The organism is Pseudomonas sp. NPDC096950 (assembly GCF_044762525.1).
Taxonomy (GTDB): Bacteria; Pseudomonadota; Gammaproteobacteria; order Pseudomonadales; family Pseudomonadaceae; genus Aquipseudomonas.
In genome coordinates this window covers 72,599-86,171 of the sequence record NZ_JBIWEL010000011.1, presented here as the reverse complement: position 1 = coordinate 86,171, position 13,573 = coordinate 72,599, and the positions used below count along the sequence as shown (strand labels likewise).

General features: G+C 61.4%; 10 protein-coding genes. 1 reads left to right on the top strand and 9 read right to left on the bottom strand.

The window, feature by feature from the left end; all coding sequences use genetic code 11:
• Window positions 1–160: 160 nt before the first annotated feature.
• Entirely contained in the window at window positions 161–1,507 is a 1,347-nt protein-coding gene (pmbA, locus tag ACIQY3_RS18065) for a metalloprotease PmbA (RefSeq protein ID WP_123405275.1), read from the bottom strand.
• A gap of 108 nt (window positions 1,508–1,615) precedes the next feature.
• Between pmbA and yjgA the strand changes: the two genes are divergently transcribed.
• Window positions 1,616–2,140: a ribosome biogenesis factor YjgA gene (yjgA, locus tag ACIQY3_RS18060; protein ID WP_054049927.1), complete on the top strand. Its 525-nt coding sequence runs from the start codon at window positions 1,616–1,618 to the stop codon at window positions 2,138–2,140.
• Between the two features lie 48 nt (window positions 2,141–2,188).
• On the opposite strand, the gene tldD is transcribed toward yjgA, so the two are convergent.
• From tldD to mreB, 8 genes are all read right to left on the bottom strand, one after another.
• On the bottom strand, window positions 2,189–3,631 hold the full coding sequence (tldD, locus tag ACIQY3_RS18055; protein WP_403021822.1) for a metalloprotease TldD: 1,443 nt from the start codon (window positions 3,629–3,631) through the stop codon (window positions 2,189–2,191).
• Window positions 3,632–3,649: 18 nt separating this feature from the next.
• Window positions 3,650–4,498: a carbon-nitrogen hydrolase family protein gene (locus tag ACIQY3_RS18050; RefSeq protein WP_403021820.1), complete on the bottom strand. Its 849-nt coding sequence runs from the start codon at window positions 4,496–4,498 to the stop codon at window positions 3,650–3,652.
• A 256-nt stretch (window positions 4,499–4,754) separates the two neighbouring features.
• Window positions 4,755–8,558 (bottom strand): YhdP family protein, encoded by a 3,804-nt coding sequence (locus ACIQY3_RS18045; protein ID WP_403021818.1) that lies wholly within the window; start codon window positions 8,556–8,558, stop codon window positions 4,755–4,757.
• 75 nt (window positions 8,559–8,633) lie between these two features.
• Window positions 8,634–10,091: a ribonuclease G gene (gene rng, locus ACIQY3_RS18040; protein WP_054049935.1), complete on the bottom strand. Its 1,458-nt coding sequence runs from the start codon at window positions 10,089–10,091 to the stop codon at window positions 8,634–8,636.
• A gap of 57 nt (window positions 10,092–10,148) precedes the next feature.
• Window positions 10,149–10,745: a Maf family protein gene (locus tag ACIQY3_RS18035; protein WP_403021816.1), complete on the bottom strand. Its 597-nt coding sequence runs from the start codon at window positions 10,743–10,745 to the stop codon at window positions 10,149–10,151.
• Between the two features lie 43 nt (window positions 10,746–10,788).
• A complete protein-coding gene (gene mreD / locus ACIQY3_RS18030; protein WP_054049939.1) occupies window positions 10,789–11,280 on the bottom strand; it encodes a rod shape-determining protein MreD in 492 nt (163 codons plus the stop codon).
• On the bottom strand, window positions 11,280–12,335 hold the full coding sequence (gene mreC, locus ACIQY3_RS18025; RefSeq protein WP_403022020.1) for a rod shape-determining protein MreC: 1,056 nt from the start codon (window positions 12,333–12,335) through the stop codon (window positions 11,280–11,282). Before mreC ends, mreD begins: the two co-directional genes overlap by 1 nt.
• Before the next feature lie 189 nt (window positions 12,336–12,524).
• Window positions 12,525–13,562 (bottom strand): rod shape-determining protein MreB, encoded by a 1,038-nt coding sequence (gene mreB / locus ACIQY3_RS18020; RefSeq protein ID WP_403022018.1) that lies wholly within the window; start codon window positions 13,560–13,562, stop codon window positions 12,525–12,527.
• Window positions 13,563–13,573 lie beyond the last annotated feature (11 nt).

Sequence of the window (13,573 nt, the reverse complement as noted above, 5' to 3'; positions counted from 1 at the left end):
AGCGGGCTTGCTCGCGAAGGCGGAGTGCCAGTTACCATCATTTGCGGCTGACACACCGCCTTCGCGAGCAAGCCCGTTCCCACAAGGGGACTTTTGCAGCGCCCATAAAAAAGGCGCGCCATCCGATGGGATGGCGCGCCTTTTTGTGTAACGGCCGGGCTTAGCTACCCGCCACCGTCATCCGCTCGATCAACACCGAGCCGGTGCGAATGTTACTGCGCAGTTCCAGGTCATTCCCCACCGCAACGATCTGCTTGAACATGTCGCGCATGTTGCCAGCGATGGTCACTTCCTGGACCGCGAACTGAATTTCTCCGTTCTCGACCCAGAAACCCGCCGCGCCACGGGAATAATCGCCGGTGACCATGTTCAGACCTTGGCCCATCAGTTCGGTGACCAGCAGGCCACGGCCCATGCGCCGCAGTAGCGCGGCCTGATCTTCGTCGCCATGGGTGACGAACAGGTTGTGCACGCCCCCCGCGTTGGCGGTGCTCGGCATGCCCAGTTTGCGACCGGAATAGGTGCCGAGGATGTACGACACCAGCACGCCATTTTCGACGAACGGTTTGGCGTAGGTCGCCAAGCCATCGCCATCGAACGCCGAACTGCCCATCGCCCGCATCAAGTGCGGACGCTCATCGAGGGTCAGCCATTCCGGGAACAGTTTCTGACCCAGGGTGCCTTCGAGGAACGACGATTTGCGATACAGACTGCCGCCGGACACCGCCGACAGGAAGCTGCCGAACAAACCACCGGCCAACTCAGCCGAAAACAGCACCGGCACTTCACAGGTCGGCACCGGACGCGCGCCGAGACGGCTCGCCGCCCGCTGCGCGGCGCGTTGGCCGATGCTCACCGGGTCGGCCAGCAAGCTGCCCTGACGGTTCACGTCATACCAGTAATCACGCTGCATCTGGCCTTCGGCTTCGGCGATCATCACGCAGCTCAGACTGTGGCGGGTCGACGCGTAACCGCCGATAAACCCGTGGCTGTTGCCATACACGCGGCAGCCTTGGTGAGTGCTGAGGGTGGTGCCGTCGGCGTTCTTGATCCGGCTGTCGGTGGCAAACGCCGCCGCTTCACAGCTCAGGGCCATTTCGATGGCTTGCTCGGGGGTAATGTCCCACTCGTGGAACAAGTCGAAATCCTGCAGGTCCTTGGCCATCAACGCGGCGTCTGCCAGGCCCGAGGCCTCGTCTTCAGAGGTGTGCTTGGCGATGGCGAGTGCGGCGGCGACGGTTTCGCGAATCGCCTCCGGACCGCTGGCCGAGGTGCTGGCCGAGCCTTTGCGCTGGCCGACGTACAAGGTGATGCCAAAGCCCTGGTCGCGATTGAATTCGACAGTTTCGACTTCACGCTGACGGACCGACGTGGACAGGCCCTGTTCCAGCGACACCGCCACTTCACAGGCACTGGCGCCCTGGCGCTTGGCTTCAGCGATGATCTGCTCGACTTGCTCTTGCAGTGCCGGCAACGCTTGTGGGCCGACGCTTTCAACTGCACTCATGCTGTTCTCCACTCAAATTCTGCTTTCGGCTGGGGCCTTCGAGCGACCGGGCCGGACAAGCGGCCCCCGACTGGTTATCATGGCGGCGTTTCTTTGCGGACGGCCACCATGGTTGATTCTTACGACGACTCCCTCGATACGGGAGAAAAAAGCAAATCCCAGGTTAAACGCGAGCTGCATGCTCTGGTTGACCTCGGCGAACGCCTTACAACGCTCAAGCCTGACTTGCTGGCAAAACTGCCGTTGACCGACGCTATGCGCCGGGCCCTGGCCGATGCGCCCAAGCACACCGCGAATATCGCGCGTAAACGGCACCTTATGTTCATCGGCAAATTGATGCGCGATCAGGACACTGACGCCATTCTGATGTTGCTCGATCAACTCGATGCCTCCACCCGGCAGTACAACGAACGTTTCCATGGCCTGGAACGCTGGCGCGATCGCTTGATCGCGGGCGACGATGCAGTCCTGGAGAAGTTCGTGCTCGACTACCCGGAGGCTGATCGTCAACAGTTGCGCTCCCTGATCCGTCAGGCCCAGCACGAACTGGCGACCAACAAGCCACCGGCATCGAGCCGTAAAATCTTCAAGTACATCCGTGAGCTGGACGAGACTCAACGCGGTCTGCGTTAAGTCCCGAATCGGGCGGGTTGCCACGCAACTCGCCCGAAGCTCCATCCATCAGGATCCTGTGCCACCCACAGTGATCGCATCGATTTTCAGCGTTGGCTGGCCGACACCCACCGGCACCGACTGCCCATCCTTCCCGCAAGTACCCACGCCGCTGTCCAGCGCCAGATCGTTACCGACCATCGACACCTTGCTCATCGCTTCCGGCCCGTTGCCGATCAACGTCGCGCCTTTGACCGGGGCGGTGATCTTGCCGTCTTCGATCAGGTACGCCTCGCTGGTGGAGAACACGAATTTGCCGCTGGTGATGTCCACCTGACCGCCGCCGAGGTTGGCGCAGTAGATGCCACGTTTCACCGAGGCAATGATTTCTTCCGGGTCGCTTTCGCCGGCCAGCATGTAGGTGTTGGTCATCCGAGGCATCGGCAGGTGCGCGTAGGATTCGCGACGACCGTTACCCGTGCGGGCCACGCCCATCAGGCGCGCGTTGAGCTTGTCCTGCATGTAACCCTTGAGCACGCCGTTTTCGATCAGCGTGGTGCACTCGGTCGGGGTGCCTTCGTCATCGACGCTCAGCGAGCCACGACGACCCGCGATAGTGCCGTCATCGACGATGGTACAGAGCTTGGAGGCAACCATTTCGCCCATGCGCCCGCTGTAGGCCGAACTGCCCTTGCGGTTGAAATCGCCTTCCAGGCCATGACCGACCGCTTCGTGCAACAGCACGCCGGACCAGCCCGAACCCAGCACCACCGGCAACGTACCGGCCGGTGCCGGAATCGCTTCCAGGTTCACCAGCGCCTGACGCAACGCTTCACGGGCATAACCCATGGCGCGGTCGTCGCTGAGGAAATAACGGTAATCGGTACGCCCGCCGCCGCCATGCCCACCGCGCTCGCGGCGACCGTTCTGCTCGACGATCACGCTGACGTTGAAGCGCACCAACGGCCGCACATCCGCCGCCAGGCTGCCATCGGTGGACGCGACAAGAATGCGCTCCCACACACCGGCCATGCTCACGGTGACTTGCTGGATACGCGGGTCGAGGGCGCGGGTCGCGACATCGATGCGCTTGAGCAGGTCGACTTTCTCAGCGCGGGTCATCACTTCCAGCGGGTTGTCCGGCCCGTAAAGCTGGGCGACATCCTGGGTGGTGAACGCTTGCACGGTGCCATTCTGCCCGGCACGGGAGATCGAGCGGGCCGCACGAGCCGCCGCGCCCAGCGCTTCGAGGGTGATGGCATTGCTGTAGGCAAAACCGGTTTTCTCACCGGATTGCGCGCGCACGCCGACGCCCTGGTCGAGGTTGAAGCTGCCTTCCTTGACGATCCCGTCTTCCAGCGCCCAGGACTCGGAAATCTGGCCCTGGAAATACAGGTCGGCAGCATCGATACCCGGGCCGGCCAGATCGCCGAGCACACTTTGCAGGCTCTCGATGGTCACGCCGCCGGGCGCTAACAGGTGGTCACTGACTGAGGACAACAACTCGCTCATATGCTTTACGCCTTAAATTCATCGTTCTGAGGCAGGTCGCTGGGCGCCCTGCGAGAAAAAGCGCCGGTGATTGGACACCGGCATCCGCGCCCTGATCGACGCCTGTTCGCTGCTATCGCGTTCGGCCAGCAACACGGCCTCGCCTTGATCCTGTTGCGCCACCACGCGTCCCCACGGGTCAACGATGGCAGCGTGTCCATAAGTCTCACGCGGCCCCGGATGGGTGCCACCCTGGGCGGCCGCGAGTACATAACACTGGGTTTCAATGGCCCGTGCGCGGATCAGCACATCCCAATGGGCCGCGCCGGTCACGGCGGTAAAGGCCGACGGCGCGGTGATCAGCTCCGCACCGGCAGCACGCAATTCGCTGTACAGCTCAGGGAAGCGCAGGTCATAACACACGGTCAGACCAACCCGACCGACGGGCGTGTCCGCCACCACGACGCCACTGCCATAAGCATAGTCATCGGATTCCCGATAACGCCCGCGATTGTCCGCCACATCGACATCGAACAGGTGCAACTTGTCATACCGCGCAACGGTTTCGCCCTGGTCATCCACCAGCAGCGAGCAGGCGTGCACTTTCGCCGTCGGCTGATCCACCGGCGGCAACGGCAAAGTGCCGGCGACTATCCATAACTTGAGGGCGCGGGCGGTCTGTTTCAACCACGGCAGGATCGGACCTTCGCCCAACGCCTCGGCGCGGCCGATGTCGGCGATGTCGCGACGGCCCATGGCCGCGAAGTTTTCCGGCAGCACCGCCAGCCGTGCGCCCGCGTTCGCCGCTTGCTCGAGCAGGCGACGGGCCTGGGCCAGATTAGCCAGCACATCGCTCTGGCTGACCATTTGAATCACCGCTACAGACATGGCCATTTCCTTTCTGTTGATTTCACACCGATGCCATCAACGCGGACCTCCTGTACGGCTGGCGAAGCCTGCGTTCGGCTGCGAAGCAGTCGCAAAATCAGACACTGCGGTCATTCAGACAAACCGCGCATACCGAACTTGCGACTGCTACGCAGCCGAACGCAGGCTTCGCCAGCTGCTACATTGGCCTCGCCTTACCGCTGCGTTGGACCATGCTACTCCATCGCCCCGATACGTGGATTTTGAAAGTGAAGCGTTAAAAAGGCTTGTCCAGGGTGATCTTCGGTTCTTTCCATGGGCCTTTGACGGTGTATTTGACGCTGGCGAAACGCGCCACGCGGTCGCCAATCAGCTTGTCGATCAGGAACAGCGCACCGCCAATGGCCGGCGCGCCGACAATCAACGCGGCAATCGGCAGGTTATTGGTCAGTGGCAAGGTCACCAGCAACTTGGCATCGACCTGATCGCCGACCAGATCGAGCGTGCCGTTCAGCTCAAGGTTGCTCGACGGGCCGGTCAACAGGATCGGCTCGCGGGTCACGTACACCCCGTTGCTCGCTACCAGCAGGCCTTTGACCCGATCGTAGCTCAGGCCTTTGCCGAACAGGTCGGAGAAGTCCAGGCGCAGACGCCGGCCGATGGAGTTGAAGTTGAGCAAGCCAAACACCCGCAACGCTTGGGCGCTGCCCTCGACTTCAACGAATTGACCTTTATTCAGCGAAGCGTCGAGGCTGCCAGAGAAGCGCTTGGTGGCCAGCCACGCAGGAGAGCCAGGCCAGCGACCGTCGACGTCCATATGAAACTCTTCACTGGTCACGCTCGGCGCAAAGCCCCAGCCCTTGAGCACATCGGCGAGGTTTTTGCCGCTGATCCGGCCCTTGTACCAACTGCTGGTCGCGCCCGGCGTACCTTCCCAACCACCGCTGCCCTGCAACAGGATGCCCTTGAGGCCCATGTCCAGGGTATTGAGGGCGATGCCCTTGGCGGTCGGGCGAACTTTCAGCGACCAGGCGCCCACCAGGTCTGCGCCCTGGAACAGCTGATTGATGGTGATATCCAGCGCCGGGATTTTCGTCGGGTCCACGGAGACCAACGGGTCCGGCGAGTTTTCGTCAGCCAGTACGGTCGGATCGGGCGCCGGCAGACGCACGTATTGCAGATTGATCGCAATCGGCGCGGCTTTCGCGTCAGGGATGTTCACGTTGCCCTTGGCCTGCTGACTGTCGAGCTGCAAGGCCCAGACCGATGGCTTGCGGGTCAACTGCACCGAGGCTTGATCGAGGGTAGTCCCGAAACCACTGAGCTTATCGACCTTGAAGTCCGCGCCGCTGAGCAACTGCTTGGCGCTACCACCCGGATCCTGGCCGGCGTACTTGTCCACAAGGTCCTTCCACGGGCCGACATCCAGTTCCGACAGCACACCACTGACGCGCAAGCCCTTGTTAGCCGGCAGTACGGCATTGCCGCCGCCGAGGAACAATTCACCGCGACCGTCGGCGAAATTGCCGGCGGGGGCTGCGAACGTGAAATTCGCCAGGTCGCCATAGGTGACCCAATAACGCCGTTCCGGCCCTTGCAGGGTCATGCGGAACACGGTGTCGCGGCCCACATCGGCCGCCATGCCGAACGGCGCCGGCAAATCGACGGCGACGCCTTTGAGATTGGAACTGACGATCAACTGGCTGTCCGCGCCGTTGAGGTTCAGTTGCAGTTGGTAAGGAACGGTGCCAGATACCGGCAACGGCTGGGTCACGTTCAGCCAGTCGGTGAGTTTCTTCACCTCGACCTGACCGGAAGCGGCGACCCGGGTATCGAGCTTGCCCGGACTGCCATCGGCGAAGATCTGCGCGGTCACCGGTTTGTCGAAGGCCTTCGCGGTGATGTTCTGCCCGCTCAAGCCCTTGCTGCTGTCGAAACGGAAATCACCCTTGAGCTGCGTCAGCTCCAACGTCGGCTCGGCCAGTTTCAGTCGGGCCTTGTTGGTCTTGAAGTCGACGAGAATCTTCGGCAGGTCACCCTTGGCCAGCGGGATGTCGAGCTTGAGCTTGCCCTGCAAATCGCCCTCGCCTTCCCACCCGGCGAAGGTGTCGGCGGTGCCGATCGGAGCTTGCTGCAAAATCTTCAGGCCATCGCCCAAGCCGCCGGCAAAACTGCCGTCGAGGAACATGTGGACGTTCTGCCCGGCCGGCGCATGGGGAATATTGACGTAGACATCGCTGACCTGCGTATCGAGCAACTGGCCTTTGCTGGCCAGGATCCGCACGCCGCTGTCTTCGATAAACACATCGCCACTGACCTTGCTGACATGCGGCCAACCCGGCTGGAACGCCAGTTCGGCGTCGTGCACCTTGAAGAACAGGCTGATGCTGCGCGCGGTGTCTTCGGCGCCATGGTTCAGCGAGCCCTGGTACTGGAAGAAACCCTGGTCCACAGCGCCTTTGAGAATCGCCGTGCGCAACCATTCATCCAGCGCCGGGCTGAGCACGGTCGGCAGGTACTTGGCGGTGTATTTGCCGTCGCCGTCCACCAGGCCGACCCGCAGGTCCATGTAGTCTTCCTGGGTGTGGTCGAAATGCAGGCGGATCAGGAAGTCGCCAGCAATCTTGCCCTCTTCGCCCAGCACCTTCAGGTACGGCGCGATCAGGGTGAAGCCTTCTTTATCGAGCTTCCAGGTCAGCCGGGCATTGGCCTGGATGTATTGCCATGGTTTGGCGAATATCGGGTCCAGGTGCAGGGAAAAATCCTTGCTGTCCATGCGCAGCTCGCCGTGACCGAGGTCGCCGCTGATGCTGCCGCTGACATTCCGCGCCGCCGGTGCGCCGTGATAGGCGTCGAAGCCGACCCGCTCCAGGTTGGCGGCGAAACTGAATTTGCTGTCGTCGGTGGCATTGGGCCGCATGTCGACCAGCACATTACGCAACGCACCGGTGACCTTGAGCTTTTCCACCGCCGTGGCCACACCTTCAGGCAATGGCCCCAGAGCATTGAGCAGCGGCGTGAGCGGTGTCAGGTCCAGACGGTCGGCTTGCAGGTGCCAGAGTTCTTCGGTTTTGTCGGTGGCGACACTCTGCTTGAGTTGCAGACGGGTTTCCCAACGAGTGTCGCCAAAGTTCATCGACAAGGAATCGAGGGTTACCAGTGCGCCTTCGTCGCTGCGCTGGAAGTACGCGTTGAGCGCGAGGTTGTTGAGTTGGATCGGCTTACGCTCGGCGTAGGCGCCCTTGATTTGCGGGGCATTCAGGCGAATCGCCGCGCTTTGCACGGCACCTTTGTCCCAGTTCAGCCACAGCTCGCCACCGGCCTTGATCTCGGAGAAATTCCATTGCCGGGTCAGGCGCCCGGGCAACCATTTCGACCAGTCGCTTTGCGGCAGGCTCAGGTAAGCCTCCGCCGCGCCATCCTTCCAGGCGCTGGCGCGAATGCGGGTGCGCAGGCTCATCGCCACGGGTTGACCGTCGGGCAGGGTCAGGCGCGCGTCGAGGCGTTGACGGGAGGCACCGGTTTTCAGATTAAGGCCGACGTAAGTCAACGTCAGCGGAGGATGATCCACCGGTTGCAAGGTGATCTGGCTATCAAGGACCGACAGCTGTTCGACCATCTGCATGCGATTGAGCAACTGCTCCGGATCCAGTGGCTGGTCTTGCTGCACCGGAAGACCTTCCAGCGCCCAATGGCCGTCCTCGCCTTCCTTGAGGCTGATCTTCAGGCCGTTGAGTTCCAGGTGAGCAATGCGCACTTCCCGGGCCAACAGACTGGCCCAAAGGTCGGGCACGGCGCGTACATTGTCCAGGCGCAGCACATTGGTGCCCGCACCGACCGTCACGTCGTGGGCCAGCAAAATCGGCGCGAAACCAATCCAGCTGCCTTCCAGCTTACCGATTTGCAGGGGCATGCCCAGCGCGGCACTGGCCTTGGTCTCGACGTCGGCGCGGTATTCGGCCACCAGCGGCGTCAGTTCCCGACCGAGGCTGACGTACAGCGCCATCAGCACCAGAACCAACGCACACAGGCCCAGTCCCCAGCGGGTCAGTGCGGCCAAAATGCGTGTCAGACGGTCCATGTCAGTTGGCTCCCATGGCAAAAATACTGCAAAAAGCTGAGGCCAGCCGTTCTAGTCGCGGTGAAACCTGGAGATTCAGAGCAGCACCACGTCGTATTGTTCCTGGGAATACATGGTTTCGACCTGGAAACGAATGGTACGACCGATAAACCCTTCGAGTTCGGCCACGTTGCCCGACTCTTCATCGAGCAAGCGATCCACCACTTTCTGATTCGCCAATACACGATAGCCTTCCGCCTGATAGGCGCGGGCTTCGCGAAGGATTTCGCGGAAAATTTCGTAGCAGACCGTTTCCGGAGTCTTCAGCTTGCCGCGGCCCTGGCAACTGCTGCACGGTTCGCACAGCACCTGTTCGAGACTTTCGCGGGTGCGCTTGCGGGTCATCTGCACCAGGCCCAACTCGGTGATGCCGATGATGTTGGTCTTGGCGTGATCGCGCTCCAGTTGCTTCTCAAGGGTGCGCAACACCTGGCGTTGGTGCTCTTCGTCTTCCATGTCGATGAAGTCGATGATGATGATCCCGCCAAGGTTGCGCAGGCGCAGTTGACGGGCGATGGCGGTGGCGGCTTCGAGGTTGGTCTTGAAGATGGTTTCTTCGAGATTGCGATGGCCGACGAACGCCCCGGTGTTGACGTCGATGGTGCTCATGGCCTCCGCCGGGTCCACTACCAGATAGCCGCCGGACTTGAGCGGCACCTTGCGTTCCAAAGCTTTCTGGATTTCGTCTTCGACGCCGTACAGGTCGAAAATCGGTCGCTCGCCGGGGTAATGCTCGAGACGATCAGCGATTTCCGGCATCAGCTCGGCGACGAATTGCGTGGTTTTCTGGAAGGTTTCCCGGGAGTCGATGCGGATCTTCTCGATCTTCGGGCTCACCAAGTCACGCAAGGTCCGCAACGCCAGGCCGAGGTCTTCGTAAATGACGCTCGGGGCGCCGATGGTTTGGATCTGGGCGTTGATCTGGTCCCACAAGCGGCGCAGGTAGCGGATGTCCATGAGGATTTCATCGGCCCCGGCACCTTCGGCGGCGGTGCGCAGAATGAAGCCGCCGGCTTCCTTGATACCTTCTTTGGCCACGCAATCGGTGACCACTTGCTTGAGCCGTTCGCGCTCGGCTTCATCTTCGATTTTCAGGGAAATGCCGACGTGGGCCGTGCGCGGCATGTACACCAGATAGCGCGACGGAATCGACAGCTGTGTGGTCAGGCGCGCGCCTTTGGAGCCGATTGGGTCCTTGGTGACTTGCACCACCAGGCTCTGACCTTCGTGTACCAGGCTGCTGATGCTTTCCACTGCCGGGCCTTCACGCAGGGAAATTTCCGAAGCGTGAATGAATGCGGCACGGTCCAGGCCGATGTCGACGAAAGCCGCCTGCATGCCCGGCAATACCCGCACGACCTTGCCTTTATAAATGTTGCCTACGATGCCGCGTTTTTGTGTGCGCTCGACGTGAACTTCTTGCAGGACACCGTTTTCAACCACCGCCACGCGCGATTCCATCGGCGTGATGTTGATCAGGATCTCTTCACTCATGGCAGGGTCTCGTTCAGGCATGTTCACGATAATGGCCGCATCTTGTCAGTACGACGCTTAGCGCGCGTTAAGGGTTTGCCAACAGGGTATGCCGAAATGGCCGAGCAGTTCTGCGCTTTCGCACAGCGGCAGTCCGACCACCGCTGAATAGCTGCCCTCGAGCCCGGCGACAAACACGGCGCCCAACCCTTGAATCCCATAGCCGCCGGCCTTGTCCCGGGGTTCGCCGCTGGCCCAGTAGGCCGCCGCTTCCTCACGACCAATGTCGCGGAAACGTACAAGGCTGCGCACCACCCGCGATTCACAACGCTCGCCGTCCAGCACGGCAATCGCTGTCAGCACTTCGTGTTCTTTCCCCGACAACATCATAAGCATGGCGCAAGCGTCGGCTTCGTCCACTGGCTTGCCGAGAATTTTCCCGTCCAGCACCACGGCGGTGTCCGCGCCCAATACGCAAAATGCGCTGTTGGACACGACCGTACGGCGCCCGGCCTCGGCCTTGCCGCGCGCCAGACGCTCGACATAGGCCGAAGGGGATTCGTTGTGCAAAGGGGATTCATCGATGTCCGCGCTGATGGCGGAAAACGGCACGCCGATCTGCGTGAGCAGTTCACGTCGACGCGGCGAGCCTGAGGCGAGGTATAACTGCGTCATCAAGACATCTCCCTTGTCCAGTGCGGGCTAATGCCTGACCGAATTAATTGATTTTGTAGCGCCGACGCAAGCCACGCAAACCGAAGCTGATCCATGGCCAGAGCAAGGCGCTCACCAGGGCCGGCAGCACCAAAGCCAAGGTTGGCTGACGATTGCCGGTCAGGGCGCTGAGCCATAGTTGGACCAGTTGGGCCAGGCCGAAGATCACCAGAAGCACCAGGCACTGCTGCCACATCGGGAACATCCGCAGGCGCTGTTGCAACGCCAGCACCAGATAGGTGATGAGCGTCAGGATCAGCGCATTCTGGCCAAGCAAGGTGCCATAGAGCACATCTTCCGCCAGCCCCAGGCAAAACGCAGTGACCATGCCGACTTTCTGCGGCAGGGCCAATGCCCAGAATGCCAGCAGCAACGCCAGCCACAGGGGACGCAGGATTTCCATGAATTGCGGCAACGGCGAAACGCTGAGCAGCAGGCCGATGGCAAAGGTGAGCCAGACGATCCAGCCGTTTCGGGATGAAGTAGCACCCGCCATTATTCTCTTCCCCCAGTGGTGGCCGGTGCAGAGACAGGCGGTTTGGCAGCGGGTTTCGCCGCAGCCGGCTTGGCGACAGGCTTGGCAGGATGGGTTGGCTTGGCCGGTGTCGTTGCAGCGGGCGCAGTGGCCGCAGGCGTCGCGGCCGGCGCAGCAACTGCAGGCGTCGGCACAACCGCAGGAATCGGTTTCGGCACCGTGGCCGGAATAATCGGCCCGCCGCCGTGCTGGTCCAGTGCTTCCTGGGCCTGGGCGGCATCATTGGCACGTTCTTCAGCAGTGCGGCCATCGCTGAACACCAGCAACAGATAACGGCTGCGGTTCAAGGCAGCGGTCGGCACGGCGCGAACGATGGCAAATGGCTGGCCGGAATCGTGGATCACTTCCTTGACCGTGGCCACCGGGTAACCTGCCGGGAACCGCTGGCCGAGGCCGGAGCTGACCAGCAGATCGCCTTCTTTAATGTCAGCGGTGTCGGCCACGTGACGCAGTTCCAGGCGCTCCGGGTTACCGGTGCCGCTGGCAATCGCCCGCAGACCGTTGCGGTTTACCTGCACGGGAATGCTGTGGGTGGTGTCGGTCAGCAACAGCACACGGGAGGTGTACGGCATCAACTCGACCACCTGCCCCATCAGGCCGCGGGCATCGAGCACCGGCTGACCGAGGATCACACCGTCGCGCTCACCTTTGTTGATGATGATGCGATGGGTGAAGGGGTTGGGGTCCATGCCGATCAACTCGGCCACTTCGACCTTCTCGTTGACCAGCGCGGAGGAATTGAGCAACTCGCGCAGCCGAACGTTCTGCTCGGTGAGGGCGGCAAGCTTTTGCATGCGACCCTGCAACAGCAGGTTTTCGGTCTTGAGTTTTTCGTTCTCGGCAACCAGTTCGGTACGGCTGCCAAATTGGCTGGCCACACCTTGCCATAGCCGCTGCGGCAGGTCGGTGATCCAGTAAGACTGCATCAGCACCAGCGACATCTGACTACGCACTGGCTTGAGCAGTGTGAAGCGGGCATCGACGACCATCAGCGCGACCGATAGCACGACCAGCACCAACAAGCGCACGCCCAGTGAGGGGCCCTTGGCGAAAAGCGGTTTAATAAGCCGCTCCTCCCAGGCAAATGTTCTCTTTATTCATACGGCATCAAACCGGCCTGGATGCAGACTGACAGAAGATAAACGCAACAGGCAGCACTGCAAAGTGCTGCCTGCGCGCTCACAGCATAGATGCAACCCAACGACTTATTCGCTGGAGAGCAGGTCCATGGTGTGTTTATCCATCATTTCCAGGGCACGGCCACCGCCGCGAGCCACACAGGTCAGCGGATCTTCGGCAACGATCACCGGCAGACCGGTTTCCTGGGCCAGCAACTTGTCGAGGTCGCGCAGCAAGGCGCCACCACCGGTCAGTACCAGGCCACGCTCGGCGATATCGGAAGCCAGTTCCGGCGGCGATTGCTCCAGGGCACTTTTCACAGCCTGAACGATGGTGGCCAGGGACTCTTGCAGAGCTTCCAGCACTTCATTGGAGTTCAGGGTGAATGCGCGTGGAACGCCTTCCGCCAGGTTACGACCACGTACGTCGACTTCACGTACTTCGCCGCCCGGATAGGCCGTACCAATTTCCTGCTTGATGCGCTCGGCGGTGGATTCGCCGATCAGGCTGCCGTAGTTGCGACGCACGTAGGTGATGATCGCTTCGTCGAAGCGGTCGCCGCCAACCCGTACGGATTCGGCGTAGACCACACCGTTCAGGGAGATCAGCGCGATTTCAGTGGTACCGCCACCGATATCGACAACCATCGAACCGCGTGCTTCTTCGACCGGCAGGCCGGCACCGATCGCAGCAGCCATCGGCTCTTCGATCAGGAACACTTCACGTGCGCCGGCACCAAGGGCCGATTCACGGATGGCACGACGCTCCACCTGGGTGGATTTGCATGGAACGCAGATCAGCACACGAGGGCTAGGCTGCAGGAAGCTGTTTTCGTGAACCTTGTTGATAAAGTACTGCAGCATCTTTTCGCAAACGCTGAAGTCGGCAATGACGCCGTCTTTCATCGGACGAATGGCTGCAATGTTGCCCGGCGTACGACCGAGCATGCGCTTGGCCTCGGTGCCGACAGCAACGACACTTTTCTGGTTACCGTGTGTCCGAATAGCCACAACCGATGGCTCATTCAGGACGATTCCGCGCTCGCGCACGTACATAAGGGTTTTGGCAGTGCCCAGGTCTATGGAAAGATCGCTGGAAAACATGCCACGCAGTTTCTTGAACATGGGAAAGGGAC

What these genes read in the sequence shown, in the direction of transcription:
- ACIQY3_RS18035 (WP_403021816.1), bottom strand. Translation starts at nt 10,745, where the DNA reads ATGACGCAGTTATACCTCGCCTCAGGCTCGCCGCGTCGACGTGAACTG.
- tldD (WP_403021822.1), bottom strand. Translation starts at nt 3,631, where the DNA reads ATGAGCGAGTTGTTGTCCTCAGTCAGTGACCACCTGTTAGCGCCCGGC.
- yjgA (WP_054049927.1), top strand. Translation starts at nt 1,616, where the DNA reads ATGGTTGATTCTTACGACGACTCCCTCGATACGGGAGAAAAAAGCAAA.
- pmbA (WP_123405275.1), bottom strand. Translation starts at nt 1,507, where the DNA reads ATGAGTGCAGTTGAAAGCGTCGGCCCACAAGCGTTGCCGGCACTGCAA.
- ACIQY3_RS18045 (WP_403021818.1), bottom strand. Translation starts at nt 8,558, where the DNA reads ATGGACCGTCTGACACGCATTTTGGCCGCACTGACCCGCTGGGGACTG.
- mreB (WP_403022018.1), bottom strand. Translation starts at nt 13,562, where the DNA reads ATGTTCAAGAAACTGCGTGGCATGTTTTCCAGCGATCTTTCCATAGAC.
- rng (WP_054049935.1), bottom strand. Translation starts at nt 10,091, where the DNA reads ATGAGTGAAGAGATCCTGATCAACATCACGCCGATGGAATCGCGCGTG.
- ACIQY3_RS18050 (WP_403021820.1), bottom strand. Translation starts at nt 4,498, where the DNA reads ATGTCTGTAGCGGTGATTCAAATGGTCAGCCAGAGCGATGTGCTGGCT.
- mreD (WP_054049939.1), bottom strand. Translation starts at nt 11,280, where the DNA reads ATGGCGGGTGCTACTTCATCCCGAAACGGCTGGATCGTCTGGCTCACC.